The organism is Patulibacter ginsengiterrae (genome assembly GCF_056269115.1).
The window spans coordinates 57,229-83,593 of the sequence record NZ_JBWDOG010000005.1 but is presented as its reverse complement, the minus strand read 5'-3'; the positions used below and the strand labels follow the sequence as shown (position 1 = coordinate 83,593).

Annotated in this window: 18 protein-coding genes; 13 read left to right on the top strand and 5 right to left on the bottom strand. The window is 74.2% G+C overall.

Annotated features, from left to right (window positions below; all coding sequences use genetic code 11):
• Nucleotides 1-8: 8 nt before the first annotated feature.
• The 5 genes from ACVUH9_RS09495 to ACVUH9_RS09475 all read left to right on the top strand — a co-directional run bounded on the left by ACVUH9_RS09495 (nt 9) and on the right by ACVUH9_RS09475 (nt 9,088).
• Nucleotides 9-743 carry an ABC transporter ATP-binding protein gene (locus ACVUH9_RS09495; protein WP_475756252.1) on the top strand — a complete coding sequence of 245 codons (735 nt, stop codon included), beginning with the start codon at nt 9-11 and terminating at the stop codon, nt 741-743.
• The gene (locus tag ACVUH9_RS09490; protein ID WP_475756250.1) at nt 740-3,313 is read left to right on the top strand and encodes an ABC transporter permease; all 2,574 of its coding nucleotides are present in this window, start codon (nt 740-742) and stop codon (nt 3,311-3,313) included. Before ACVUH9_RS09495 ends, ACVUH9_RS09490 begins: the two co-directional genes overlap by 4 nt.
• Nucleotides 3,313-4,539, top strand: coding sequence for a DUF2600 family protein (locus ACVUH9_RS09485; RefSeq protein ID WP_475756248.1), 1,227 nt, complete (start codon nt 3,313-3,315; stop codon nt 4,537-4,539). The genes ACVUH9_RS09490 and ACVUH9_RS09485 overlap by 1 nt, the downstream gene beginning before the upstream one ends.
• Before the next feature lie 251 nt (nt 4,540-4,790).
• Nucleotides 4,791-7,712, top strand: a complete 2,922-nt coding sequence (locus ACVUH9_RS09480) for a choice-of-anchor Q domain-containing protein (RefSeq protein WP_475756246.1) — start codon at nt 4,791-4,793, stop codon at nt 7,710-7,712.
• Nucleotides 7,713-7,927: 215 nt separating this feature from the next.
• Nucleotides 7,928-9,088, top strand: a complete 1,161-nt coding sequence (locus ACVUH9_RS09475; RefSeq protein ID WP_475756244.1) for a diaminopropionate ammonia-lyase — start codon at nt 7,928-7,930, stop codon at nt 9,086-9,088.
• On the opposite strand, the gene ACVUH9_RS09470 is transcribed toward ACVUH9_RS09475, so the two are convergent.
• Nucleotides 9,072-10,457 (bottom strand): metallopeptidase TldD-related protein, encoded by a 1,386-nt coding sequence (locus ACVUH9_RS09470; protein WP_475756242.1) that lies wholly within the window; start codon nt 10,455-10,457, stop codon nt 9,072-9,074. The genes ACVUH9_RS09475 and ACVUH9_RS09470 overlap by 17 nt on opposite strands.
• Complete coding sequence (locus tag ACVUH9_RS09465; RefSeq protein ID WP_475756240.1) at nt 10,454-11,971, bottom strand: TldD/PmbA family protein; 1,518 nt, start codon at nt 11,969-11,971, stop codon at nt 10,454-10,456. Before ACVUH9_RS09465 ends, ACVUH9_RS09470 begins: the two co-directional genes overlap by 4 nt.
• Before the next feature lie 118 nt (nt 11,972-12,089).
• Between ACVUH9_RS09465 and ACVUH9_RS09460 the strand changes: the two genes are divergently transcribed.
• The 8 genes from ACVUH9_RS09460 to ACVUH9_RS09425 all read left to right on the top strand — a co-directional run bounded on the left by ACVUH9_RS09460 (nt 12,090) and on the right by ACVUH9_RS09425 (nt 22,675).
• Nucleotides 12,090-13,715, top strand: a complete 1,626-nt coding sequence (locus tag ACVUH9_RS09460; RefSeq protein WP_475756238.1) for a serine hydrolase domain-containing protein — start codon at nt 12,090-12,092, stop codon at nt 13,713-13,715.
• A 14-nt stretch (nt 13,716-13,729) separates the two neighbouring features.
• Nucleotides 13,730-14,005 (top strand): hypothetical protein, encoded by a 276-nt coding sequence (locus ACVUH9_RS09455; RefSeq protein WP_475756236.1) that lies wholly within the window; start codon nt 13,730-13,732, stop codon nt 14,003-14,005.
• Between the two features lie 11 nt (nt 14,006-14,016).
• Nucleotides 14,017-15,126: an o-succinylbenzoate synthase gene (menC, locus tag ACVUH9_RS09450; RefSeq protein WP_475756558.1), complete on the top strand. Its 1,110-nt coding sequence runs from the start codon at nt 14,017-14,019 to the stop codon at nt 15,124-15,126.
• Nucleotides 15,127-15,236: 110 nt separating this feature from the next.
• Nucleotides 15,237-16,889, top strand: a complete 1,653-nt coding sequence (locus ACVUH9_RS09445) for a PucR family transcriptional regulator (RefSeq protein ID WP_475756234.1) — start codon at nt 15,237-15,239, stop codon at nt 16,887-16,889.
• Between the two features lie 120 nt (nt 16,890-17,009).
• Entirely contained in the window at nt 17,010-18,977 is a 1,968-nt protein-coding gene (locus ACVUH9_RS09440) for a S9 family peptidase (RefSeq protein ID WP_475756232.1), read from the top strand.
• Nucleotide 18,978: 1 nt separating this feature from the next.
• Nucleotides 18,979-20,205 carry a methylaspartate ammonia-lyase gene (locus tag ACVUH9_RS09435; protein ID WP_475756229.1) on the top strand — a complete coding sequence of 409 codons (1,227 nt, stop codon included), beginning with the start codon at nt 18,979-18,981 and terminating at the stop codon, nt 20,203-20,205.
• The gene (locus ACVUH9_RS09430) at nt 20,202-21,404 is read left to right on the top strand and encodes a CaiB/BaiF CoA transferase family protein (RefSeq protein ID WP_475756227.1); all 1,203 of its coding nucleotides are present in this window, start codon (nt 20,202-20,204) and stop codon (nt 21,402-21,404) included. The genes ACVUH9_RS09435 and ACVUH9_RS09430 overlap by 4 nt, the downstream gene beginning before the upstream one ends.
• On the top strand, nt 21,401-22,675 hold the full coding sequence (locus ACVUH9_RS09425) for an amidase (RefSeq protein WP_475756225.1): 1,275 nt from the start codon (nt 21,401-21,403) through the stop codon (nt 22,673-22,675). Before ACVUH9_RS09430 ends, ACVUH9_RS09425 begins: the two co-directional genes overlap by 4 nt.
• On the opposite strand, the gene ACVUH9_RS09420 is transcribed toward ACVUH9_RS09425, so the two are convergent.
• The 3 genes from ACVUH9_RS09420 to ACVUH9_RS09410 are packed head-to-tail and all read right to left on the bottom strand — an operon-like array spanning nt 22,641 to nt 26,365.
• On the bottom strand, nt 22,641-23,441 hold the full coding sequence (locus tag ACVUH9_RS09420; protein WP_475756223.1) for an ABC transporter ATP-binding protein: 801 nt from the start codon (nt 23,439-23,441) through the stop codon (nt 22,641-22,643). The genes ACVUH9_RS09425 and ACVUH9_RS09420 overlap by 35 nt on opposite strands.
• Nucleotides 23,438-25,369: a dipeptide/oligopeptide/nickel ABC transporter permease/ATP-binding protein gene (locus ACVUH9_RS09415; protein ID WP_475756221.1), complete on the bottom strand. Its 1,932-nt coding sequence runs from the start codon at nt 25,367-25,369 to the stop codon at nt 23,438-23,440. Before ACVUH9_RS09415 ends, ACVUH9_RS09420 begins: the two co-directional genes overlap by 4 nt.
• A 3-nt stretch (nt 25,370-25,372) precedes the next feature.
• The gene (locus tag ACVUH9_RS09410) at nt 25,373-26,365 is read right to left on the bottom strand and encodes an ABC transporter permease (RefSeq protein ID WP_475756219.1); all 993 of its coding nucleotides are present in this window, start codon (nt 26,363-26,365) and stop codon (nt 25,373-25,375) included.

The window sequence follows — 26,365 nt, the reverse complement described above, 5'->3', positions numbered from 1 at the left end:
TGCACCGCGTGCCGGTCGACGTACTCCCTCACGACCCGGCGATGCTCGAGCTGCATCGCCTGGTCAAGCACTACCGCACCGCCACCGAGACGGTGCGCGCCGTCGACGACGTGTCGCTGCGGGTCGCGGGCGGCGAGCTGATCGCGCTGTTCGGCCCGAGCGGCTCGGGGAAGTCCACGCTGCTGATGCTCGCGGCGGCCGTGCTCCGTCCCGACCGCGGCAGCGTCCTCGTCGGCGGCCGCGACATCTCCGCGCTGTCCGAGCGCGCCGCCGCCGACTACCGGATGTACGAGCTGGGCTTCGTCCGTCAGTCGATCGACCTGCTCGGCGGCGCGACCGCGCTCGACAACGCGGCGATGAAGCTGTTCGGCACCGGACTGAGCGCGCGCGAGGCCCGCCGTCGGGTCGCGCCGGTGCTGGAGCAGCTCGGGCTCGGCGACCGCCTGAAGCACCGACCGGACCAGCTGTCGATGGGCGAGCGGCAGCGGGTGATGATCGCGCGTGCGCTCTCGACCGACCCTCGGGTCATCCTCGCCGACGAGCCGACCGGCAGCCTCGACAGCCAGCGCAAGCACGAGGTGCTCGAACTGCTGCGGTCGGTCACCAAGCAGCGCGGGATCGCGACGCTGCTCGTCACGCACGACACGCACGCGATCGAGTACGCGGATCGCATCCACACGCTCCATGACGGCGTGTTGTTGGATGCCGCCCCGCCCACGGCCACGATCCCCGTGCGTCCGTGAAGCGGCGACATCAACGAGGACCGCTGCCGGCCCCGGGTCTGCGGTGGATCGCCAACGTCTTCGCCCTCTACCGGGTGCGGCTGCGCCACCGCTGGCTGCAGGAGCTGCTGGCGGTGGCCGGGATCGCCGCCGGGGTCGCGCTGCTGTTCGCGTCCCAGGTGGCGAGCACCAGTCTCTCCGGACCGGTCCAGGAGCTCAACCGTGGGCTGGTCGGGAACAGCCAGCTCCAGCTCGTCGGTCGGGGTGGCGACGGCTTCTCCGAGCGCACCGTCGAGACGGTCGCCGCTCTGCCCGGGGTGCGGATCGCGGCGCCGGTCCTGCAGGTCCAGGCCAACGTGGTCGGCCCCGACGGCGCGCGAGCGGTGACGGTCTTCGGCGCCGATCCGCGCACGGTCAAGCTGCGGGGATCGCTGCTCCAGGGGTTCACCGCCCAGGAGGCCGCCGAGCAGGAGACCCTCGCGCTTCCGGCCCCGATCGCCCGCGCGACCGGCATTCGGTTCGGCGACGACGCCCGACTGCAACTCGGTGGACGCACGCGGACGGTCCCCGTCGCGGTGATCGGTCGCGAAGAGCTCGAAGCGCTCGAGCAGACCTCGATCGCCGTGACGCCGCTCGCCTACCTGCAGCGGATGGCGGGCCTGCGCGGGCGCGTCTCGCGGATCCTCGTCGAGGCGGATCCGACGCAGCTCGATGCGGTCCGTGCGAGCTTGCAACGGGTGGCGGCGGACCAGCTCGACGTGCGACCCGCCGACTACGAGTCGCAGCTGTTCGCGGTCGCCGCGCAGCCGACCAGCCAGGCCACGACGATCTCCAGCGTCGTCAGCGCGCTGGTCGGGTTCCTGTTCGCGTTCTGCGCGATGCTCGTGACGGTCGCCAGCCGCCGCGCGCTCGCCATCGACCTGCGGCTGGACGGCTACCGGCCCGGGCAGGTGATTCGCATCCTGTTGTTCGACGCGCTCGCCCTGGGCGTCGTCGCCGTCGCGGCTGGACTCGTCCTCGGGGACCTGCTCTCGCGGGGCGGCTACGGAGACGACGTCAGCTTCCTCGGCGGAGCGTTCCCGCTCGGCGACGCACGGATCGTCACCTGGTCGAGCGTCGTGATCGCCGCGGGGGGCGGCCTGCTCGCCGCTGCAGCCGGGGTGCTCGTCCCGCTCCGGACGGTGATCTTCGCGCGGACGCCGATCCGCCAGCCGGCCGGCCCGGAGACCTCGCGCTGGGGACGGTTCACCGTCGTCGCTCCCGCGGCTGGCGCCATCGGGCTCGCCGCCGCGGTCGCGATCACCGTGCTCGCCCCGGAGGCCGCGATCGTCGGACTGCTCGCGCTCGGTCTGGCCCTGGTGCTGTTGGTGCCGAGCGTGCTGCGCGGCGTCGTCGCGGCGCTCGCGTGGCTCAGCGCGCGCCGGGGACGCGCGATCGTCGCCGTCGAGTTGGCGCTGCCCCAGCTGCGGGCCCGCGAGTGGCGCGCTCGCTCGCTGGCGATCGCCACGACGGGGGCGATCGCCGTGTTCGGCGCGGTCGCGCTCCAGGGCGCGCGCGCCAACCTCCAGGGCGGCCTCGACGGCGTCACGTTGGAGGTCAGCCACGTCACGGACCTGTGGGTCGTTCCGCCGGGGGCCGGAGACCTGTTCATCACCACGCCGTTCACGCCGACGGCGGCCGACACGATCGCCGCAGCCCCCGGGGTGGCGAGCGTCGCGCGCTACCGCGGCGCGCACCTGGACGTCGCCGACCGCCGCATCTGGGTACTCGCTCCGCCGGCGGAGGCCCCGCGTCCGGTCCCTCCGGAGCAGGTCCGCACCGGTGACGCACGGCAGGCCACGGCGCTGCTGCGCGCGGGCGGTTGGGCCGTGGTGTCACGGGCGGTCGCCGATCAGCTGCGCGTCGGAGTCGGAGATCGGTTCACCCTGCCCGCGCCCCGACCGGTCACGCTGCGCGTCGCCGCGATCATCACCAACCTCGGCTGGTCCGGCGGGGCGATCATCGTGGGCTCCTCCGACTTCGCCCGCGCCTGGGGTGACCGTCAGATCGCGGCCTTCCAAGTCGGGCTGGGCCCGGGCGTGACGCCTCAGCAGGGCCGCGCCGCCGTCGCCCGCGCCCTGGGTCCGCAGTCGGCACTGCGCGTCGAGACCGCGGCGGAGCACAGCCAACGTCAGCGGACCTCGGCCGCCGGCGGGCTGACCCGGCTCCAGCAGATCGCGTCGTTGACGCTGATCGCCGCGGTGCTGGCGATGGCCTCCGCGATGGCCGCGCTGCTCTGGCAGCGCCGGCCGACGGTCGCCCGGCAGAAGCTCGACGGCTACACGACCGGCGTCATGTGGCAGTCGTTGGCCGTCGAGAGCGGCGCGCTGTTCGTCACCGGCTGCCTCACAGGCGCGGCGTTCGGGCTGCTCGGCCAGGTGCTGTTCAGTCGCGGTCTGGAGACGATCAGTGGGTTCCCGGTGCTCGGGTCGGTCCAGCTCGGGCTCGCCGCGACGAGCTTTGCCCTGGTCACGCTCGCCGCGCTGCTGGTCGTGGCCGTTCCCGGCTACCTGGTGGCCCGCGTTCGTCCGTCGCTGCGTACGGGGGACTGATGGGGACCTTCGCGCTCTCGCGTCGTGGTGGAGGCACCGGCCGAGGCCTGACCGATCCGACGGTTCCCGCTCGGCCCACGATCGCCGACCCGGCGCCGTGGTCGGCCAACCAGGGCCGTGCCCTGATCGGGGCCACGGCCCGCGAGTGCGGGTGGGGCCTGCGCCTGGTGCGTCGCGAGGTTGCGACGTGGCGCGAGCGCGCCGCCGTGATCCCGCATCCGGAGGTCCGCGCCAACGCGCTCCAGAGCCTCGCGCGCAAGCGCTCCTACCTCGACGGGGCGGCGCTGTTCTGGATCCTCCCCGCCCGCCGCGACCCGCGGCTGCTGTCGCTCCTGGTCAGCTTCCAGGTCGCCGCGGACTTCCTGGACCAGGCCAGCGAGCACGGCGTCGCCGCCCGCGGACGCAGCGGGGGAAGCCTGATGCCGGCGTTCTCCGACGCGGTCGATCTGGCCGCGCGCCCGTCGGACTCGTACTACGCGGACCATCCATGGACCGACGACGGCGGGTACCTGCGGGATCTCGTGACGGCGTCCCGCGACGGCTGCGCCACGCTCCCCGGATACCGGCCGACGCGCGAGCTGCTGGTCCGCGAAGCGCGTCGAGCACGCGCGCTGGAGCTCGTCCACGAGCCGGATCCCGTGCGGCGCGACGCGCAGCTGCGGCGGCTGGAGGAGGAATCGGGCCTGGGATCAGCGGGACGCGGTCGGGGCGAGGGGGACCGTGACCTGACCGAGCGGGACCACGCGCCCGATCCGTGGTGGTTCGAGAAGGCGGCGGGCAGCGCCTCGGCCCTGACCGTGATCGTGCTGCTGGCGCTCGCCGCCGACCCGGACGCGACGCACGAGGACCGCTGCGCCGCCGCCCGCGCCTACCGCTGGGTCGGCGCCCTCTCGACGATGCTCGACGGCTACGTCGACCAGGCCGAGGACAGCGCGTCGGGAGAGTGGAGCGCCATCGCCCGCTACCCGGACGCGACCGTCGCCACCCAACGGATCGGGTACCTGATCGACCGCTCGCTACGCGAGGTCGGCCGGCTCCGCCACGGCGAGCGGCATACCGTGCTGGTCAGCTCGATGGTCGCGTTGTTCCTCTCCCGCGACAGCGCCCGCGCAAGCGGCCTCGCCCCCGGTACCCGCGAGCTGATCGCCACGGGCGGCACGCTGACCCGGCGGCTGGTGCCCGTGCTGCGGGCGTGGCGGACGGTCTACGGACAACGCGCGGCGTAGGGGCGGCTCCAGCGGAGCGACGGCGATCCCGGACGACCGCCCCTCCTGCCGGCCTTCCTCCCCACGGGCGCGTCGGGCAGCTCGGCGGATCGGGTGACGGGCACGCCACCTCGCGTGCCGCGAGCTAGAGCGCCTCGCTGCCCCAGACGGTCTCGCCGCCGGGCGCCCTCACGATCGAGGTCGAACGGCCGTCCACTCATGCTGCGCGAGCGGTTGGGTTCGCAAGGGGATCTGCGACGCTTCGCCGCGATATGCAGCGCGCGCACGTACTCGGGTTGCTCACGGTGATCGCGGCCCTCGCTGCGCCAGGCGCGGCGTCGGCGGCCACCGTCACGGTCACCAGCAGCAGCGACAGCGGTCCAGGGAGCCTGCGTACGGCGCTCGCGACGGCCACCAGCGGCGACTCGATCGTCTTCTCCGGGGTCAGCTCGATCACGCTGCTCTCGCCGCTGGTCGTCTCGACCGACGTGACGATCCAAGGGTCCGGAGCCTGCGGCATCGGGACCGCGTGCGCCCCGAAGCTGACGGGCGACACCATGATCCTGCGCGTCAACGCGGGCGCGGACGTGACGATCAGCCGGCTGCGGATCGCCGACGTCTCCGCGCCGAACGCGGCGGACATCGATTCGAGCGTGCACATCGGCGGCAACGCCGGCGGCAACGTGATCGAGAACGCTGGCTCGCTCAAGCTCGTCGAGGTGCTCGTCGACGGCAACCGGGCCGGCAAGGGCGCGAACGCCCGGGGGTCGGGCGGCGGCGGCAGCGTCGTCTCCAACCGCGGCGACCTCGAGGTCGCCGAGAGCGTCTTCGACGCCAACCACGGCGGCGCGGGCGGCACCACGACCCTCCGCGGCGGCGGAGGCGGCGGCGGCCCGGTCCTCGCGAACGCCGGCTTGGCGACGATCAGCGACACCACGTTCAGTGACAACGTCGGCGGGGGCGGCGGCGACGCCGCCAACGGCGACAACAACCCGCTCAGCGGCGGCGGAGGCGGTGGCGGGGCCGGCGCCGGCGTCGTCGGCAGCACCGGCACGCTGCGCGTCCGCCAGAGCACCTTCAGCGGCAACGTCGCCGGCGCCGGCGGCACCAGCAAGCTCGGCCGCAGCGGGACCATCGGCGGCGGCGGGGCCGGCGGCTTCGGGGCCGGCGGAGGCGGACAGAACGGAGCCCTCGGCGGAAGCGGGTTCCTCGGCAACGGCGGCAGCTCGAACGGTGGCCCGGCCGGGGGCGGCGGTGGCGGTGGCGCCAACGGCGCCACCTCGAGCACCAACGCCGGGGGGAACGGCGGTGGCCCGGGTGCGGGCGCCGGCGGGGCCGATGGGCCCTACCCCGGCGGTGGCGGAGGAGGAGCGGGCGGTGGCGGTGGCGGCGCCTCGGTACTCGAGGTGGATTCGCGCGGCGGTCAGGGCGCCTACGGCGGTGGCGGCGGGACGGGCAACGTCTCCCGCGGTGGCGGGGGCGACGGCGCGGGCGGGCTGACCGGCGATGCCGGCGGCGGCGGCGCGGGCGCGGGCGGCGGCGTGATCATGGCCTTCGCCGGTACGGCGGCGCTCGACAACGTGACGATCGCGGCCAACACCGCGGGCGCGGCGGGGGTCTCCAAGCCGGGGGCCGCGGCGACCGAGGCCGACCCCGGCGCGGGTGCGCTCGTCGTCTTCGGCGCAGCGACCGCGACCGTCAGCAGCTCGATCCTCTCCGACACGGCGGCCGGCGAGCCGCAGTGTCGCGGCGCGTTCTCCGGCACGAACAACGTCGTCCCGACACCGAGCGCGTGCCTGCTGCCCACGGGCAACAGCGCCGACGACCCGCTGCTGGGTCCGCTGCGCGACAACGGCTCCCCGCGGCAGACCATGCTCCCGGGCGGATCGGGGCCGGCCTTCGCCAACGGCGCCAACCCGTTCCTGCTGACCACCGACCAGCGCGGCGCAGGCTTCCCGCGCGTCATGCTCGGCGCGATCGACGCCGGCGCGGTCGAGGTCCAGGCCACGGCGAGCCTCACGCAGCGCGTGCTGCCCGCGACCGCCCCGGGCCGCTTCGATCTCCGCCTCGACGGCGCCACGGTGCAGGCCGACGCCGGCGACGGCACCACGTCTCCGCTGCAGAGCCGGAATCCCGCCACCTTCGCGGTCTCCCAGACCGCCCACGACAGCAGCACCGACCCGGCGGCCTACGACACGACGATCCGCTGCCGTCAGCAGGACGGCGCGGGAACGGACGTCACCGCGACGCCCGCCGGCTCGGCCTGGCAGGTCCCGCTCGCGGCCGGGGAGCAGGTCAACTGCGCGCTGACGAGCGCCTACCGTCCGCGGATCACGCTGACGCAGACGGTGGTGCCCGCGAGCGATCCGGGCCGCTTCGAGCTGCAGCTCGACGGGACGACGGTGACCGCGCCCACGCGCGTTGCGTACCAGGACGATCCGGTCGTCTCCGTGGTCGACCCCGGCACGAACCCGGGCCGGTACGACACGACGATCGACTGCGGCGCCGGCCCGGTCTCGGCGACCACCCTCCCGCTGACCGACGTCACGGCCGACACCGCCTGCACGGTGACCAAGACGCGGCGCCCGGAGGTCACCGTCGTGAGCAAGGTCTCGGACGGCGGCCGCTTCGACCTGAAGGTCGGGGCGACCGTCGTGAAGTCCGCGGCGGGCGACGGCGAGCAGGGAGCCACGACGATCGCCTACGGCGCGGACACGACCGTCGGCGTCTCAGGCGCGTCGCTGGCCGACTACGACACGACGATCGACTGTGGCTCCGGCGCCAAGAGCGCGACGACCTTGGCGCTGACCGCGGTCAAGAGCGACGCGACCTGCACGGTGACGAGCACGCGCAAGGTCGTCATCACCCCGGTGATCACCCGGCCCGACGAGACGCCGGTGGTCACCGCCCCGGCCGGGAGGCGGGTGCCGCCTCCGCACGTCTGCACCTCACGGCGCCTGTTCAACGTCCACGCCCGGGCGCCGCGCGGCATCAAGATCACCCGGACGACGATCACGCTCAACGGCAGGGCGCTGAAGGTGAAGAGGTCCGGCGGCGAGTACGTCGCGCGCGTCGACTTGCGCGGCCGGAAGCGGGGCACGTTCACGCTGCGGATCACGCTGAAGGCGAAGAGCGGGAAGACGTACACCGCGACGCGCAGGTACCGCACCTGCGTGCCGGGGTCCGCGCGCTGATCGTGGGTTCGTAGTGGTCGAGGGGTTGCGGCGGGGGCTGTCGAGCGGCTGACCGGGAACGTCGGGAGCCGCACCGTCGAGCGGCCGAGCAGGATCCGGTCATCGGCCCGGTCCGCGTCGCGCCGCAGGACGTTCGTGCGCTGCGACGAGCGGTCGGGGCCGGGCTCAGCGCCCGATCCCAACTACGTGCGACCGCTCCGGGCGAGACTGGCGCGATGACTCGATCCGCCTCCATCTCCGACCGTGTCACGCCAAACCCGAACTGGTCGCCGGCCGACATCTGCGTCGTCGAGGACAGCGGTGCGATCGAGACGTTCCATGCATCGCTGCCCGGATTCACCTCGACGCCGCTGGTCGAGATGCCGGAGCTGGCCGCTCGGCTGGGCGTCGGCCAGGTGTGGGTCAAGCACGAACGCGAGCGGCTCGGACTGCCGTCGTTCAAGGTCGTCGGCGCCAGCTGGGCGGTCAACTGTGCGCTCGCCGAGTGTGCCGGTGTGCCGGTCCCACGGACGTTCGGCGCGCTCCGCGAGATCGCGACGACGCTGTCGGCCGAGATGGTGCTGACGACCGCCACCGACGGCAACCACGGTCGGGCGGTCGCGCACATGGCGCGGCTGCTGGGCGTCGCCTGCCGCATCTCGGTGCCCGCCGACATGGCCCGCGCGCGAATCGCCGCGATCGCCTCTGAGGGCGCCGCGGTGCAGGTCGTCGACGGCAGCTACGACCACACCGTCGCGCGCGTCGCGGCCGAGGCCTTCACCGACGCGGCGCAGGTGCTCGTCTCCGACACCTCGTGGCCCGGCTACGAGACGATCCCGGCGACCGTCGCGGCCGGCTACCGGACGATCTTCCGCGAGGCCTTCGACCAGCTCGCCGCGGCAGGCGGCGGCGGCTTCGACGTCGCCTTCGCGCCGGCCGGCGTCGGTGCCTTCGCCTCCAGCGCCGTGTCCAACCTGGTTCCGCGCGGCTGCGCGGTCGTGACCGTCGAACCGACAGTGGCCGACTGCGTGCGGCGCTCGCTCGAGCAGGGCGCGCCGGTTGCGGTCCCGGGGCCACACGACTCGATCATGGCCGGCCTGAACTGCGGTGAGGTGTCGCGAATCGCCTGGCCGCTGCTGCGCGCCGGCGTGCGCGTCGCGGTCGCCGTCTCCGACCCGGAGGCCGCCGACGCGATGCGCGCGCTCGACGCCGCCGGCGTCCCCTCGGGTGAGAGCGGCGCGGCCGCGCTGGCGGGTGCCGAGCTGCTCCTCGCCGACGATGCCGGCGCTGCACTGCTCGGGCGCCGCGCGGACGCCTCGATCCTGCTGTTCGCCACCGAGGGGGTCACGGACCCCGAACGGTACGACGCGATCGTCGGCGTCAGCGCGCCGAGCTGACCGTCGACATGTTGAAGTCGGCGATCCGCAGCGGCGGCATCGCCGTGCGGCGGAAGGCGTCGGCGCGCTCGCGCGCCAGCGCCGGCTCGCTGCGGCCCGCCTCGGTCACGCGTCCGAGCAGGTCGATCGGCGACTCGTTGAAGCGGAAGTTGTTGACGGCCCCGACGACCTGCCCGTCCTCGACCAGGTAGACGCCGTCACGCGTGAGGCCGGTCAGCAGGAGCGTCTGCGCGGCGACCTCGCGGATGTACCAGAGGCTCGTCAGCAGCAATCCGCGCTCGGTGGTAGCGATCATCTCCTCCAGCGACGCCGTCCCCCCACCGTCGAGGATCAGGTTGCCGACGTGCGGACGCGCCCGCGCGCCGTGGGCGCCCGCCCAGCTGCGCGGGCGCACGAGCTGCTCGAGCCGTCCGTCCGCGATCCAGTCGGCGCGCGCGACGGGCTGGCCGTTGTCGAACACGGAGCCGAGCGCCGACTCGCCCGTCGTGACGACGTCGAACGGCAGGCACTCCAAGCCCGGCTCTCGCGGATCGGAGCGGAGCGTCAGCGGCAACGGCGAGAGCCGCTCGCCGATCCGGTCGCCGCCGCCCGCAGCGGCGAAGACGCTGCGCCCGTCGTGGGCGTCCCGCGCGCCGATCCGTCCGTAGGCGAAGACCATCAGGTCGGCGACCGCCGCGGGCGGCAGCAGCGTCTCGTACCGCCCCGGCGGCAGCTCGAATTCACGCGTCGCCCAGCCGAGGTCGCGGTCGAGCGCCTCCAGGCCGGCACGGACGTCGACCTCCTCCGGCGCCGGAGCATGCACGCCGTGCCACGCCGAGCGCCGCATCCCGTCCGCCTTGCCGGTCAGTTCGAAGCGACCGTCGGGCTGGTCGAAGCGGCGGCGCAGCCCGGTCGAGCTGGCGAGGAACGTCGACGTCATGCGGTGCTCGGCGTAGCCGAACAGCTGGCGGTCGGCAGCCCTCCAGGTGCCGAAGGCCGTCGCCAGCTCGGCCACGATCGCTGCGAGCGCCTCCGGCCCCGTCGTCCGCGCGGTCGCCGACCAGTCGTCGGCGACCGGGTAGGGCGCGACCAGCGGGCTGACCGGCTCGACGGGCGTGCTCGCGCGCGCGGCGGCGTCGGCGGCACGCGCGAGCGCGCCCGCCTCCTCGACGCTGGTGGCCGAGCGCGACGCGATCCCGACGCCGCGTCCCGCCGCGCGCTCGTGCAGCGAGATGACGGTCAGCGTGCGACTGGTCGCGTGGCCGCTGGTGGTGATCGCGTTCGCCGCCCATCGCAGGTTGGCCTCGCTGTGCTCCTCGACGACGACGACGCAGCCGTCGGCGGCCGAGGCGGCGAGCGCCGCCTCGGCCAGCTCCTGCGCCGCGATCATGCGCCGCTCCTCGTGTTGAGCACGTCGACCTCGCGGAACAGTGCCGACGGCGACCCGTGCGAGACCGGCGCGCTCTGGCCGGGCTGGCCCTTGCCGCAGCCGAAGGTGCCGCACTGGAGATAGGTCTGCGGGCCGCCGACGGCCTCCAGCGCGCCCCAGAAGTCGGTCGTCGTCGCCTGGTAGGCGACGTCGCGCACCTGGCCGACGACGCGCCCGTCCTCGATCAGGTGGAAGCGCTGGCCGGTGAACTGGAAGTTGAGCCGTTGCATGTCGATCGACCACGAGCCGTGGCCGACGACCTGGAGCCCGCGGTCGACGCGGGCGATCAGCTCGTCGCTGGAGGGTCCGCCCGCCGCCGCCGCGAGCGACACGTTCGGCATCCGCTGCAGCGGCGCGCTGCGATAGGAGTCCGCGTAGGCGCAGCCGTTGGAGCGACCGAGCCCCTGGGCTACGGCCATCTCACGGTTGAGCTGGTAGCCGACGTGGATCCCGTCGCGGACGATGTCGAACCGCTGCGCCGCGACGCCCTCGTCGTCGTAGCCGACGGTCGCGAGGCCGTGCGGCGCGGTCCGGTCGCCGGTCACGTTCATCGCCGTGCTGCCGTATCTGAGCGTGCCGAGCCCGTCGACGGTCGCGAAGCTCGTGCCGGCGAACGCGGCCTCGTGGCCGAGCACCCGGTCGAGCTCCGTCGCGTGCGCGACCGACTCGTGGATCGTCAGCCACAGGTTGGTCGGCTCGATCACGAGGTCGTAGCGACCGGGACGCACGCTCGGCGCGGCGGCGTGCTCGAGCAGCAGCGCCGGCAGCGCGGCGACCTCCGCGTCCCAGTCCCAGCCGCTGCCGATCAGGTACTCCCAGCCGCGCGCGGTCGGCGGCGCGAGCGTCCGCTGCGAAGCGAACCCGCCGGCGACGCGGTCGACGCTGATCGCGGTCAGCTCCGGGAACAGGCGTACCTGTTGCTGCGTCGTCGTCGTGCCGGCGCTGTCGGCGTAGAAGGTGTTCTCCATCACCTGCACGAGCGACGCGTCGACGTGGTCGACGCCGTCGGCGGCCAGCAGCCGCGCCGACAGCTCGGCGAGGCGCCCGGCCCGCTCGGCGACCGGCACGGAGAAGGGGTCGATCTCGTACGGTGCCACCCAGACCGCATCGGCATGGGTCGGCTCCGGCGCCAGCGCGACCGGCGCGCCGGCCAGCGCGCGTCCCAGCCGCGCCACCGCGACCGCCCGCTCGGCCAGCGCGACGGCGGCGTCGCGGCGGCGGACGACGCCGGAGGCGAAGCCCCAGGCGCCCTCGTGCAGCACCCGCACCGCGAGGCCGATCTCGTCGCTCTCGCGGGCGCCGTCGAGACGAGCGTCGCGGAGCTGGACCGTGGCCGTACGGACGCGCTGCAGCCGGAAGTCGGCGTGCGCGGCGCCGAGCTGTCGCGCGCGGCGCAGCGCCGCCTCGGCGAGCGCGCGCGCCGGCAGCGCCTCGAAGGCGGGGTCGATCTCGTGCGCTGGCGATGCGTCGGTCACGTCACGTGATCTTGCGCGCCCCACCCGCCGCGCGGTTGGTCGGGCAGGCCGAAGCGCGACCCGCGAGTTCATCGCGACCGACCGAAACACCGCGTGACCCGCGGTTACGCTGGGCCGCGTGACGACGACGATCGAGCAGCTGGTCCAGACGCTGGAGGCGGAGATCCCGGTGGCGATGGCCGCAGGCGACGTGCCCGGGCTCGCGATCGGCATCTGCGACGCGGGCGGGACGCGCTGGTCGCGCGGCTTCGGCACGACGGTCCGGGGCGGCGACGTGCCGATCACGACGGCGACGCGCTTCAGCGTCCAGTCGACCTCCAAGCTGGTCACGGCGACCGCGGCGATGGTCGCCGTCGCGCGTGGGCTCGTCGACCTCGACGAGCCGATCTCCACGTACCTGCCCGAGTTCGCGGTCAACAGCGTCTTCGACGCCGACCCCTGCGGACTGATCACGCTGCGACACCTGCTCAGCCACACCGCCGGGTTCACCCACGAGGCGCCAGACGGCTCCAACTACGACCTCGGCAGCGGCGACTTCGACGCCCACTGCGCCAGCATCGCGCGCACCTGGCTGCGCTTCCCGGTCGGGCACCACCACGAGTACTCCAACCTCGGGATCGACCTCGCCGGCTGGATCCTGCAGCGCCTCGGCGGGGCGCCCTTCGCCGATTGGATCGAGCGCGAGCTGCTGCTGCCGCTGGGGATGACGCGGTCGACCTTCGACGGGGCGGAGATCGCAGCCGATCCCGACCGCGCGATCGGTCACTGGCGACCGTTCACGGCGGCCGGCAGAGCGCTGCCGGTCGCGGTGCCGATGGTCGCGGCCGGCGGCCTCTACACGTGCGTCGACGATGCGCTGCGGTTCGTCGAGCTGCAGCTGCGCCACGGCGCGCCGCTGCTCGCACCGGAGCTGATCGCCGAGCAGCGGCGGCTGCCGTTCCCCGTCTCGCCGGACCAGCGACTCGGCTACGCGCTCGGGCTCTACCTCGACGAGTGGCCGCCCGGGGTGCCGGTGCTCCACCACGGCGGCTCGGGCTTCGGCTTCCAGGCGCAGCTCTGCTGGATGCCGCAGCAGGAGATCGGCGTCGTCGTCCTGACCAACTCGTTCGACCACGATCTCCAGAACGAGCTGACCCGCCGGATCGTCGCGCAGGTCGCCGACGAGTCGACGCGCGGCCGCCCGGCGCCGGCGGCCGCACCGACGGAGCCGCCGCCGAGCCCCCCGATCGCGGACGCGCACGAGCTGACCGGGCAGTACGTCGGCCGTCTCGACGCGCCCGTCGAGGTGACGATCGAGCACGACCAGCTGCTCGTGCGCACCGCCGGGATGACCCGCCGTGCCCGGCTGATCGCCCCGCGCACGATCGAGCTCGACGGCCCGGAGCGCGAGCGCCACCGCTTCGCCCCCGGCCGCGACGGCACGATCGCCTACATGGTCGCGCTGCGCGACGGCACCGCCCGCTATCGCAACGATGCGCGCACGACGCCGCCGTCGCGGCTGGACCCGGCGCACGCCGGCACCTACGTCGTCGACTCGTGGGGCATCGCGACCGCGCGCTGGCGCCTGGCGCAGGACGGCAGCTCCCCGACGATCGGCCCGCTTGCGCCCGGCGAGGAGGCGACCGCGCCGACGGTCGCGCTGCGGCTGACGCCGATCGCGCCCGACCTGTACCTGTCGAGCACGGGCGAGGCGCTCGACCTGCGGACGCAGCCGCCGACCTACGCCGGCATCGCCTTGCGCTAAGAACCCATCTCAAAATGATCGGCCGTCTGGGGCGGCCGCTGACGCATCGCAGGATCGGGGTGGGCGGGATCTGGCTCTCTCAGTCAGACCACCTGTCTGACTCTCGGGTATCGCGCGGCACCCTGCTCGGTCATCGACCACCCCAGACAACCACTGATTCCGAAACAGGTTCCAAGCGACAGTCCGGCGCCGCGGATTTGGTCGCGGACGACGACCTGGCGCGCACCGCCAGCGAGTTCAATCGACGGCAGTCGGGCATCCCGCCCGGCGCGACGAAGGAGATCGCGTGAGCGAGAACGGCGTGAAGCTCGAAGGTGTCGAACTGCGGCGGATCGAGATGCCGCTGGTGTTTCCCTTCCGGACCTCGTTCGGAACGCAGACGACGAAGGACGCGCTGCTGCTGCGCGTCGTGACCTCGGAGGGCGAGGGGTGGGGCGAGTGCGTGACCGGACAGCACCCGCTGTACTCCTCCGAGTACACCGACGCCGCAGCCGACACGCTGCGGCGCTTCTTCGTGCCCGCCCTGGCGGCCGCCGGAGAGCTGCGCGCCAACACGGTCGCGCCGGTGCTGGCGCAGTTCCACGGCCACCGGATGGCGAAGGCGGCGCTCGAGATGGGCGTGCTCGACGCCGAGCTGCGCGCCCGCGGCGTCGGTCTCGCCGCGGAGCTCGGCGGGGTCCGCGAGCGGGTCGCCTGCGGCGTGTCCGTCGGGATCATGGACTCGATCGACGTGCTGCTGGAGCAGGTCGCCGGCTACGTCGACGCCGGCTACGTGCGCATCAAGCTCAAGATCGAGCCGGGCTGGGACGTCGAGCCGGTGCGCGCGGTGCGCGAGCGCTTCGGCGACGACGTGCTGCTGCAGGTCGACGCGAACGCCGCCTACACGCTCGCGGACGCGCGCCAGCTCGCCCGGCTCGACGACTTCGACCTCGTGCTGATCGAGCAGCCGCTGCCCGAGGACGACCTGCTCGGTCACGCCGACCTGGCGAAGCTCGTGCGCACGCCGATCTGCCTCGACGAGTCGATCGTCTCCGCGCGCTCCGCCGCCGACGCGATCCGCCTCGGCGCCTGCCGGATCGTCAACATCAAGGCCGGCCGGGTCGGCGGCTACCTCGAGGCCCGCCGGGTCCACGACGTCTGCGTCGCCCACGGCATCCCGGTCTGGTGCGGCGGGATGGTCGAGACCGGCCTCGGCCGCGCGGCGAACGTCGCGCTGGCGTCGCTGCCCGGCTTCGTGCTGCCCGGCGATACGTCGGGCTCGGACCGCTTCTACGCGAACGACATCACCGAGCCGTTCGTGCTCGAGCGCGACGGCCACCTGCCGGTGCCGACCGGCCCCGGGCTCGGCGTCGAGCCGTTGGCGGACCGGCTGCACGACGTCACCGCCTCGACGGAGTGGCTCGCGGCCTGATCCAGGCTGAGCGCGCCGGGGCGGCAGTTCGTACATACGGACGAATCGGTGCTCTAGCTGTCGTCCTGCGCCACCAACCGGCACCTCGGCCCGTCGAGTACCGTCGCCACGTGCTCTCGTCCGCTACTGAGCATCCGCGCGCAAGCATCGAGCGGGTCCTCGAAGACCTCGGCAGCACGCTGCTCGACGTCCTCTGCGGGGACGCCGACGCCCCCGGCGAGATCGAGGGGATCGTCATCCACGACCCCGCCGACGAGCCGGCCTGGTCCGGGCGCGCGCTCGTGCTCGGCGTCGGCGTCCACGAGCACGACCAGGTGGTCGCGCTGCTCGGCGCGCTGCGCTCGCGCGACTGCGCCGGGCTCGTGCTGCGCGCGCCGCTGGAGGTGACGCCCGCGATCGCCGCCGCCGCGCGCGACAGCGGCGTCACGGTCCTCGGGCTCGCCCAGGGCACCTCGTGGATGCAGCTGGCCGCGCTGCTGCGCTCGGTGCTCGCCCACGACGACTTCGGCAGCAGCGGCCAGGAGACGCTCGGCGGCGTCGTCTCCGGCGATCTGTTCGCGCTCGCCAACGCCGTCGCCGAGCTGCTCGACGCGCCCGTCACGATCGAGGACCGGCGCTCGCGCGTGCTGGCCTTCTCCGGCCGCCAGGACGAGGCCGACCCCTCCCGCATCGGCACGATCATCAACCGCGAGGTGTCGGTCGCACGGACGCGCGAGCTGGAGCAGCGCGGCATCTTCCGCGAGCTCTACCGCACCCGCGAGCCGTTGTTCGTCGAGCCGCCGGCCGACGGCCTGGAGGGCTTCACGATGCCGCGGGTGGCGCTCGCCGTCCGTGCCGGCGACGAGATCCTCGGCACGATCTGGGCCGCCGTCAGCACGCCGCTGTCGGCTGAGCGCACCACGACCTTCCGCGACATCGGCGCGCTGGTCGCCCTGCACCTGCTGCGCGAGCGCGCCGGCGCCGACGTCGAGCGCCGGCTGCGCGCCGACCTCGTCGCGACCGCGCTGGAAGGCGGCTCGGGCGCGGCGGAGGCCGCGAGACGGCTCGGGATCTCGCATCAGCAGCCGGTGATCGTGCTGGCCCTGTCGCTCGACGAGCGGACGACGCCTGCGACCGCCTCGCACGCCGAGCAGGTCGCCCGCCGCGGCCGCATCGCCGACGCGCTCGCCATGCACCTGACGGTCGCCGCGCCGGGCTCGACGACCGCGCTCGTCGGCGACGTCGCCTACGGGATCGTGCCCGCCGGTGGCACGCCCGCCGACGCGGAGCGCAGCGCCGCACGGCTCGCCAACGAGTTCCTCGAGCGCACCAGCAAACAGGGCCGTGCGGCGATCGGCATCGGCACGGTCGCCGAGGACGCCGACGCGCTGGCGCACTCGCGCGAGGGCGCCGACCGTGCGCTGCGGGTGGTGCGCTCCAAGCGCAGCGAGCGACATGTCGCGTGCATCGGCGACGTCGACTTCGACGCGCTGCTGCTCGAGTTCGGCGACATGATGACCGTGCGCGGGACGACCGTCGGCGGACCGGTCGCGCGGCTGGCCGAGTACGACGCGAAGCACCGCACCAACCTGCTCGAGACGCTGCAGGCCTGGCTGAACGCCTTCGGCAACGTGATCGAGGCGTCGCAGGCGATGTGGGTCCACCCCAACACCTTCCGCTACCGGCTGCGGCGCGTGGTCGAGGTCGGCCAACTCGACCTCGGCGACGCCGACACGCGACTGTCCGTGATGCTGCATCTGCGCGTGCTCTCCGATCCAGGCTGAGCCAGCGGGCCCGGTGGTGGCACCGACCAGCGGCGGCCGTCGCGACTCGTCCGCACGGACGAACTTCGGCCGCAGCCGCGCTGGCACCATCGGTCGTATGTCGTGCACAGAGGAGATTCGATGCCGCGCCGCTTGACGATCGAGGACCTCACCGCGGTCGCGGTGCCCGAGCAGCCGGCGCTGTCGCCGGACGGAACGCGGATCGCGTACGTGCTGCGGACGACCGACCTCGACCGCGACTGCGACGTGCGGTGCCTGTGGCAGGCCGGCGTCGACGAAGGCGAGCCCGCGCCGCTGACGGACGGGCCGGCCGACTCCGCCCCCGCGTTCTCGCCCGACGGCTCGCGGCTCGCGTTCCTGCGCGCCGACGAGGGCCCGGCGCAGCTGTGCCTGCTCGGCGACGACGGCGCCCCGACGCCGCTGACGACGCTGACGCTCGGCGCCGGCACGCCGGCGTGGAGCCCGGACGGCACCACGATCGCGTTCAGCGCACCGGTCGACCTGGCCGCCGTCGCGGGCGAGGACGACGCCGCGCGCGAGCGACGCGCCCAGGCGCCGATCGTCGCCGACCGGCTCGACTACTTCGCCGAGGGCCAAGGCCTGCGGCGCGCGGTCCGGACGCACGTGCACGTCGTCGACGTCGCCTCCGGCGTCTGCCGACGCCTCACCGACGGCGACTGGGACGCCGGCGCTCCGGCCTGGTCGCCCGACGGACGGCAGCTCGCGTTCCCGGCCGCGACCGCTCCCGACGCCGACCTCACCCGCCGCCGCGTCGCCTGCACGGTCGAGGTCGTCGCCACGAACGCCGACGGCCGATTCCCGCCGCTCCGGGAGATCTCCTCCGCCGACGGCTGGAGCGGGCCCCTGACGTGGAGCGAAGACGGCGCCGCGCTGCTGCTCGTCGGCACCGAGGGGCCGCCCAACCAGCACTACTCGCTGCTGCGCGTCGCGATCGCCGACGGCGTCGCCCGCAACCTCTCGGCGCCGCTCGACCGCAACGTCATGTTCGGCACGCCGGGCTATCCCGGCGCCCATCCGCGCACGGCCGGCGACGGCGCGACCGTCCTCTTCTGCGCGACCGACCGCGGCGACACGCACCTCTTCGCGGTCACGGCGGCGAACGGGACGCCGACGACCGTCGTCGGCGGCACCGGCCGCTGCGTCAACGGCCTGTCGGTCGCCGCCGGCCGCGCCGCCTTCGTGCTCTCGACCGGCGACTCGCTCGGCGAGATCGCGACCGTCGAGCTGGCGAGCGGCGTCGAGTCGGTCCACACCGACCACCGGGCCGCGCTCGGCGACGTCGTCCCCTACGCACGCGAGCCGCGCAGCTTCCGCATCAGCGACGGCACCGCCGTCGAGGGCTGGCTGATGCGGGACCCCGCGACCGCCGGCCCGAGCCCGCTGCTGCTCGACGTCCACGGCGGACCGCACAACTCCTGGAACGGCCGGCTCGACGAGGTCCACCTCTACCACCAGGAGCTGGTGGCCCGGGGCTGGACCGTCCTGGTGCTCAACCCGCGCGGCAGCGACGGCTACGGCGAGGACTTCTACACCGGCGCGATCGGCGGCTGGGGCGTCGAGGACGCGAACGACTTCCTCGAGCCGCTCGACCAGCTCGTCGCCGAGGACGTCGCCGACCCCGAGCGACTGGCCGTCACCGGCTACAGCTACGGCGGCTACATGGCCTGCTTCCTCACCAGCCGCGACCAGCGCTTCGCCGCAGCCGTCGCCGGCGGCACGATCAGCGACGTGACGAGCACCGCCGGCACGGCCGACAACCGCCGCGGTCTGAGCGAGGAGTTCGGCGGGCGCCCGTGGGAGGACCGCACGCGCTACCAGGAGCAGTCGCCGCTGACGCGCGTCGAGCACGTCCACACGCCGACGCTGGTGCTGCACGGCGAGCACGACGTGCGCTCCCCGCTCGGCCAGGCGCAGCAATGGCACACGGCGCTGCGCGAGCTCGGCGTCCCGACCCAGCTCGTGCTCTACCCCGGGGCCACCCACGGGTTCATCCTCAACGGACGACCGTCGCACCGGCTCGACTTCAACCGCCGGGTCCGCGACTGGGTCCTCCAGTACGCGAGCTGACATGCACGTCGACGAGATCCTCCTGCAGACGGGCCTCGGCTCGTTCCCCAACGACGACCAGGCCGCGATCCGCCGCGGCGCCACCCGCGACGGGCACTTCTACGCGGGTCCGCCGGCGACCGCCGGGTACGGCCGCGTCCGCCAGGCCAGCCGGTCACTCGGCGTGATGCTGGTGCTCGAGGACGGCAGCGTCGTCCACGGCGACGGCGTCTCGGTCCAGTACGCCGGGGCCGGCGGCCGCGAGCCGGTGCTCGGCGCCGACGCCGAGAGCGTCTTCGGGCCCGCGCTGCGCGCGGCCTTCGTCGGCGCCGACGTCTCGTCATTCCGCGCCTCCAGCGAGCGGCTGAGCCTGCTGGAGCTGCCACGCGCGGTCCGCTACGGCGTCAGCCAGGCACTGCTGGCCGCAGCCGCGGCGACGGCGCGCGTGACGATCGCCGAGACCGTCGCCGCCGAGTACGACACCGGCGCGCCGATCCGCGCGGTGCCGCTGTTCGCCCAGTCGGGCGAGGACCGGCGCGGCGCCGTCGATCGCATGATCCTGCGGCGCGTCGACGAGCTGCCGCACGGGCTGATCAACAACGTCGCGCTCGTCGGCCACGACGGTCGGGAGCTGGCCGCCTACGTCGGCTGGATCCGCGAGCGCGTCCTGACCCACCGCGACGGGCCCGACTACGAGCCGACGCTCCACCTCGACTGCTACGGCACGCTCGGCGAGGCGTTCCCGTCGCTGCCGGCGTGCGCGAGCTACATCGCCCGCCTCGGCGAGCTGGCGGCGCCGCTGCGGCTGCGGATCGAGCAGCCCGTGCAGTCCGACTCCCGCGCCGAGCAGATCGAGGTCCTGGCGCGACTGCGGCAGCTCCTGCGCGACGCCGGCTCCGGCGTCGAGCTGGTCGCCGACGAGTGGTGCAACACGCTCGACGACGTGCGCGCCTTCATCGCGGGCGACGCCGCCGACATGCTCCAGGTCAAGCTGCCGGACGTCGGCGGACTCGACGACTCGATCCGCGCGCTGCTGGCCTGCAAGGAGGCGGGCGTCGCCGCGTACTGCGGCGGCTCCTGCACCGAGACCGAGCGCTCGGCCCAGGTCGCGGCCGGCGTCGCGATCGGCGTCGACGCCGACCTGCTGCTGGCGCGGCCCGGGATGGGCGTCGACGAGGCGGTCATGGTCACGCGCAACGAGATGCAACGCACCGTCGCGCTCGCGCGGACGCGGAGCGGCGCGCGATGACCGGCCTCGACGACATCCGGGTGATCGCGATCGAGCAGTACGGCGCGGGCCCGTTCGGCAGCCTCCACCTCGCCGAGCTCGGCGCCGACGTGATCAAGGTCGAGGACGCCCGCACCGGGGGTGACATCGGCCGTTCCGTACCGCCCTTCCAGGAGGCCGACGACAGCCTCTTCTACCAGTCGTTCAACCGCAACAAGCGGAGCATCGCGCTCGACCTCGCGACCGAGAGCGGCCAGGCGGTGCTGCGGAGGCTGGTCGCCGTCTCCGACGGCGTGCTGCACAACCTGCGCGGCGACGTGCCGGACAAGCTCGGCCTGCGCTACGCCGACCTCGCCGTCAGCAACGAGCGGATCGTCGTCTGCTCGCTGTCGGGGTTCGGGATGACCGGCGCCCGGCGCGCGCAACCGGCCTACGACTACGTCGTGCAGGGCCTCGCCGGCTGGATGGACCTGACCGGCGAGCCCGACGGCCCGCCGGCCAAGAGCGGCCTCTCGCTGGTCGACTACTGCGGCGGCGTCGTCGCCGCGATGTCGCTGCTGGCGGGCGTCCACGTCGCCCGCCGCGACGGCGTCGGCGGCGACTGCGACCTCAGCCTCTTCGACACCGCGATCGCGATGCTCTCGTACCCCGCCACCTGGTACCTGACCCGCGGCCACGAGACGACCCGCCGCGCCCGCTCGGCGCATCCGTCGGTGGTCCCGTTCGGCGCCTTCCCGACCGCCGACGGCTGGCTGATGCTCGCCTGCGTCAAGAACAAGAACTTCGTCAGCCTCGTCGAGGTGCTGGGGGTGCCGGAGCTGGCCGCCGACCCGCGCTTCGCGACGATGCAGGCGCGCCGCGACCACCACGACGAGCTGGTCCCGCTGCTCGACGCCGCGCTGCGTCGAGGTACGACCGCCGATTGGATCGCACCGCTGGAGGCGGTCGGGGTCCCCTGCGGCCCCGTCAACACGCTCGCCGAGGCGCTCGAGGAGCCGGTCACGCGGGAGCGCGACATGATCGTCGAGACCCCGCACGAGCGCTTCGGGACCGTCCGCCACGTCCGCACCGCCGGCCGCGCCTGGTGGCCGGCCCCGGAGCCGCGGCGCGCGCCGCAGTTGGGCGAGCACCGCGACGAGCTGCTGCGCGAGCTGCTGGGCTGCGACGCGGAGGCGATCGACGCACTCGCGCGTGCCGGCGCCTTCGGCGAGTCGGCGTGACCACCCCCGACAGCGCGGCGGTCGCCCGCACCCGCGCCAGCCTGGCGCGGATCGACGCGCTCGACGGCGACCTGCGGGCCTGCCTGCTCGTCCGCCGCGAGGCGCTCGCGGAGGCGGCGACTGTCGACCCGGCCGCGCCGCTGGCCGGCTGGACGCTCGCCGTCAAGGACAACACCGACGTGGCCGGCACCGCCACGACCGACGGCCTCGCGCCGCCTCATCCCGCGCCGGCAGCGGCCGACGCGACCGCCGTGCGGCGCCTGCGCGCCGCCGGCGCCGTGATCGTCGCGAAGGCCAACCTCGAGCAGCTGAGCTTCGGCGCCACCACCCAGAACCGGTGGTGGGGATCCTGTCGCAACCCGTGGGACCGCGACCGCATCCCGGGCGGCTCGAGCGGCGGCAGCGCCACCGCGGTCGCCGCCGGGCTGGTCGACGCCGCGCTCGGCACCGACACCGGCGGTTCGCTGCGCAACCCGGCGTCGTTCTGCGGCGTCAGCGCGCTGCGCCCGACCCACGGCCTGGTCCCGGTCGCGGGCGTCACGCCGCTGAGCCCGAGCATGGACGTCGTCGGCCCGCTCGCGCGCAGCGTCGCCGAGCTGCGCCCACTGATGCGCGCGCTCACCGGCGGACGTCTCGCCCCCACCGCCGATCCGACGCTCGCCGGCATCGTCGTCGGCGTCCCCGAGCGCTGGTTCCTCGACGAGCTGGAGCCCGCCGTCGCGACCTCCTTCGACGCGCTGCTGGAGCTGCTGCGCGCGCACGGCGCGCGACTGCGGCCGCTCGCGCTCGACGGCGTCGCCGACGTCCCGGAGGCGATGGCCGCGCTGCAGAACTCGGAGGCGGCCCGGAGCCTGCGCCCGTGGTGGGACGACCCGCGGCTGGAGCCCGGCATCCGCGACCGGATCGAGCTCGGACGCGCGGTCGACGGCCATGCGCTCATGCGTGCCGAGCGCGTCGCGGACGCCTGGCGCCGGACCGTCGCCGACGCGCTCGCGCAGGTGACCGTCGTCGCGACGCCCGCGACGCCGTTCACCGCCCCCGCGATCGCCGCCGACGACCTCGTTGCCCTCAGCCGCCGCATCAACCGCTGCACCGGCGTCTGGCCGCTCGCCGGCGTGCCGGCGTTGAGTCTGCCGCTGGCGCTCTCGCCGCAACGGCTGCCGATCGGGGGCCAGCTCGTCGGCGCCCGCGGCGACGACGACCGCCTGCTCGCGATCGGCGCGGCCGTCCAGGCCGTCAGCGACTGGCACCGGCAGACGCCGCCGGCCTGATCGTCGGCACCGCCGCCAGCAGCCGCTGCGTGTACTCCTCCTGCGGGTCGTCGATCACCTGCTGCGCCGGGCCGGACTCGACCAGCCCGCCGCGGTGCATCACCGCGATCGTGTCGGCGAGGTAGCGCACGACCGCGAGGTTGTGCGAGATGAAGAGCACGCCGACGGCCGTCTCGCGCTGGATCTCGCGCAGCAGGTTGAGCACCGCGCCCTGGACGGAGACGTCGAGCGCGGAGGTGATCTCGTCGGCGATCAGGATCTCCGGACGGGCCGCGAGCGCCCGCGCGATCGCGACGCGCTGACGCTGACCGCCCGACAACTGGCGCGGTCGCAGCCGGCCGCACTCGGGATCGAGCCGCACCAGCTCCAGCAGCCGCCGCACCTCGGCGGCGCGGCCGGCGCGCGAGATCGTGCGGTCGGCGGCGACGCCCTCGGCGATCGAGTCGCCGACGCTCATCCGCGGATCGAGCGACGCGTACGGGTCCTGGAAGACGAACTGCACCCGTCTGCGCAGGTCGCGCAGGGCGCGCCGGCCGGCCTGGCCGCTCGTCGGCACCGGCGCCCCGTCCCAGACGATCTCGCCGGCCGTCACCGGCACGAGCCCGACGATCGCGCGCGCGAGCGTCGACTTGCCCGACCCGGACTCGCCGACGAGGCCGACGACCTCGCCGGAGCCGACGCTGAGGCTGACGCCGTCGACGGCCGTCAAGGCATGACTGCCGTGACCGAACCGCACGACCAGATCGCGCACTTCCAAGACGCTCATCGCGTTCTCCCTGCTGTCGTCGACTCGGACGCCGGGGGCGAGCCCGGCTTGGGTGCGGGCGCGCTGCGCGGATGCCAGCAGGCGACCCGCTGCCCCTCGGCCGCGACCAACGGCGGCGGCACCGCATGGCAGTGCTCGTCGGCGAAGCCGCAACGGGCGGCGAAGGCGCAGCCGGCCGGCATCGCGGCGAGCTCGGGCGGCCGCCCGGGGATCGTCGCCAGCGGCTGCTCGCGGTCGGTGCTCATGTCGGGGATGCTCGCGACCAGCGCGCGCGTGTAGGGATGGGCCGCCTCGTGCAGCCGGGAGACCGGCAGGTCCTCGACGATGCGACCGCCGTACATCACCAGCACGCGCGTCGCGATCTCGGCGATCACGGCGATGTCGTGGCTGATCAGCAGCACGCCCGCGCGACGCTCGTCGCGCACCTTGCGCAGCAGCTCCAGCACCTCGCGCTGGACGGTCACGTCGAGCGCCGTCGTCGGCTCGTCCGCGACGACCAGGACCGGCTCGGCCATCAGGCCCATGCCGATCGCCGCGCGCTGGCGCATGCCGCCGGAGAACTCCTGCGGATACTGGCGCGCACGTCGGCCGGGATCGGAGATCTGGACCGCCCGCAGCCGGTCGACGGCGCGCTCGTGCGCCGCCGCGCGGCTCATGCCCTGGTGGACCTCGGAGACCTCGGCGAGCTGGCGGCCGACCCGCAGCGCCGGGTTGAGCGCCGACATCGGGTCCTGGAAGACCATCGCCAGCGACGTCCCGAGGAAGCGCTCGCGTGCCGCGGGCGGCAGCTCGCGCAGCGCGCTGCCGGCCAGCTCGTGCACGTCCGCGCGCGCGACGCCGGGATACGAGGTCAGCTCGCTGATCGCGAGTGCCGTCAGGCTCTTGCCCGAGCCGGACTCGCCGACCACGCCGACGATCTCGCCCGCGCCGACGGTCAGCGACACGCCCGCGACCGCCGTCAGCGTCTCGTCCGGGCCCGGGAACCTGACCGTCAGGTTCTCGATCCGCAGCACGTCGTCGGCGCCGGCGCGGCCGAGCTCGTCGCGCTCCGTTGCGGCGGGCTCCTCGGCGGCATCGTGGGCCGGCCGCCGACCACCAGCCGGCTGCCCGGAGACCAGCTGCGTCAGCAGCTCCCCGGCGAACACGAAGGTCATCGCGGCGAGCATGATCCCGATGCAGGGCGCGAGCGCGGCAGCCGGATTGACGTAGATGTTGGGGAGCCCGTCCGACAGCAGCCGGCCCCAGTCGTAGTCGGGCGGCTGCACGCCGAAGCCGAGGTAGGAGAGCGCCGAGAGCCCGAGCAGCGCCACGCCGACCTGCGTCGTCGCGTTGACGAGCAGCGGCTCGGCGATGTTCGGCAGCACGTGACGCCGCAGGATCCGCTGCCGCGAGACGCCCAGCAGCCGGGCCGCCGAGATGTAGTCCGAGCGGGCGATGCCGCTGGCGACCGTGTGGGTCAGGCGCGCGAACGAGGGCGCGATCCCGACCGCGAGCGCGAGCACCGCGCCACGCGCGCCGACACCGAAGACGAGCGACAGGAAGAGCGCGAGCAGCAGGCCCGGGAAGGCGATCGCGAGGTTGAAGCTCGCGACGATCAGCCGGCCCAGCCGGCGCCCGACGACCAGCGGCAGGGAGCCGACGATCACGCCGACGCCGGTGCCGAGCAGCGTCGCCAGCAGTGCCAGCTCGAGCGACAGGCGGCTCGCGACGAGGGTGCGCGCGAGCACGTCGCGGCCGAGCGCGTCGGTGCCGAACGGGTGCGCGCCCGACATGCCCGACTGGATCGCGTCGACATCGGTCGCGACGGCCCGTCCGCCGAACAGCAGCGGCCCCAGGACCGCAGCCACCAGCAGCAGGGCCAGCAGGGCGACGGTGACGATCCCGAGCGGGCTGCGGAGTCGGTGGGGATAGGTCGGAAGTCTGGACATGCCTCAGCTGTCTCGGATCGTGGAGCGGGGGTCGACGAGCGCGATCAGGACGTCGACCGCGAGGTTGATCAGCAGCACCGCCGAGCCGAAGAAGAGCGCGACGGCCTGCACGACCGGGAAGTCGGTCGCAAGCACCGAGTGGACGAGCTCCTGGCCGATCCCGGGCCAGGCGAAGACGTTCTCCACCAGCACGGTGCCGGCCAGCAGGCCGGTCAGGACGAGGCCACCGACCGTCAACGTCGCGGTGAGGATGTTCGGCAGCGCGTGACGGACGTAGAGCAGCCGCGCCGGTAGTCGCTTCGAGCGCGCCGTCCGCATGTAGTCCTCGTCGAGCACGCGCTGCGTCTCGGCGCGGACGATCCGCGCGAGGTAGGCGATCGACCCCGCCGACAGGGCGAGCACCGGCAGCACGTAGGAGTCGGCGCCGCTCTGCCCGGCGACCTGGAAGAGCCCGAGCGTGACCGCGAAGACGAAGACGAGCCCGACCGCGAGCACGTAGTCGGGAATCGACAGCAGCACCCCGGTCACCGCGGCGAAGCCGAGGTGCGCCTTCCGCCGCTTGCCGTCGCGCGTCATGATCGCGACGACGATCCCGGCGGGAATCGCGACGGCGATCACGAACACGAACGCGAGGCTGCCGAGCGCGATCGTCGACGGCAGCCGCTGCGCCATGACCTCCTGCACGGGCGTGTCGCTGATCAGCGACACGCCCAGGTCCCCACGCAGGACCCCGCCGATGTAGTCGACGTACTGCTGCCAGATCGAGCGGTCGAGCCCGAGTCGGTGTCGCGCGGCCTCGATCACCTCCGGCGAGGTCTTGATGCCCAGCGCGGAGCGGACGGGATCACCCGGCAGCGCATGGACCATCAGGAAGCACGCGGTGACGAGCAGGAACATCGACACGACGAAGCGCCCGAGCCGCCGCACGAAGAAGGCGGGCCACGGATGCTCGGCGGCGAGCCGCTGCAGCGCTGCGGGAGACGTCAGGATCGGCAT

Bases quoted from the DNA above. Each gene is read 5' to 3' on its own strand.
- ACVUH9_RS09485 (WP_475756248.1), top strand. From the start codon at position 3,313: ATGGGGACCTTCGCGCTCTCGCGTCGTGGTGGAGGCACCGGCCGAGGC.
- ACVUH9_RS09480 (WP_475756246.1), top strand. From the start codon at position 4,791: ATGCAGCGCGCGCACGTACTCGGGTTGCTCACGGTGATCGCGGCCCTC.
- ACVUH9_RS09475 (WP_475756244.1), top strand. From the start codon at position 7,928: ATGACTCGATCCGCCTCCATCTCCGACCGTGTCACGCCAAACCCGAAC.
- ACVUH9_RS09470 (WP_475756242.1), bottom strand. From the start codon at position 10,457: ATGATCGCGGCGCAGGAGCTGGCCGAGGCGGCGCTCGCCGCCTCGGCC.
- ACVUH9_RS09455 (WP_475756236.1), top strand. From the start codon at position 13,730: ATGATCGGCCGTCTGGGGCGGCCGCTGACGCATCGCAGGATCGGGGTG.
- ACVUH9_RS09440 (WP_475756232.1), top strand. From the start codon at position 17,010: ATGCCGCGCCGCTTGACGATCGAGGACCTCACCGCGGTCGCGGTGCCC.
- ACVUH9_RS09435 (WP_475756229.1), top strand. From the start codon at position 18,979: ATGCACGTCGACGAGATCCTCCTGCAGACGGGCCTCGGCTCGTTCCCC.
- ACVUH9_RS09430 (WP_475756227.1), top strand. From the start codon at position 20,202: ATGACCGGCCTCGACGACATCCGGGTGATCGCGATCGAGCAGTACGGC.
- ACVUH9_RS09420 (WP_475756223.1), bottom strand. From the start codon at position 23,441: ATGAGCGTCTTGGAAGTGCGCGATCTGGTCGTGCGGTTCGGTCACGGC.
- ACVUH9_RS09415 (WP_475756221.1), bottom strand. From the start codon at position 25,369: ATGTCCAGACTTCCGACCTATCCCCACCGACTCCGCAGCCCGCTCGGG.
- ACVUH9_RS09410 (WP_475756219.1), bottom strand. From the start codon at position 26,365: ATGCCGATCCTGACGTCTCCCGCAGCGCTGCAGCGGCTCGCCGCCGAG.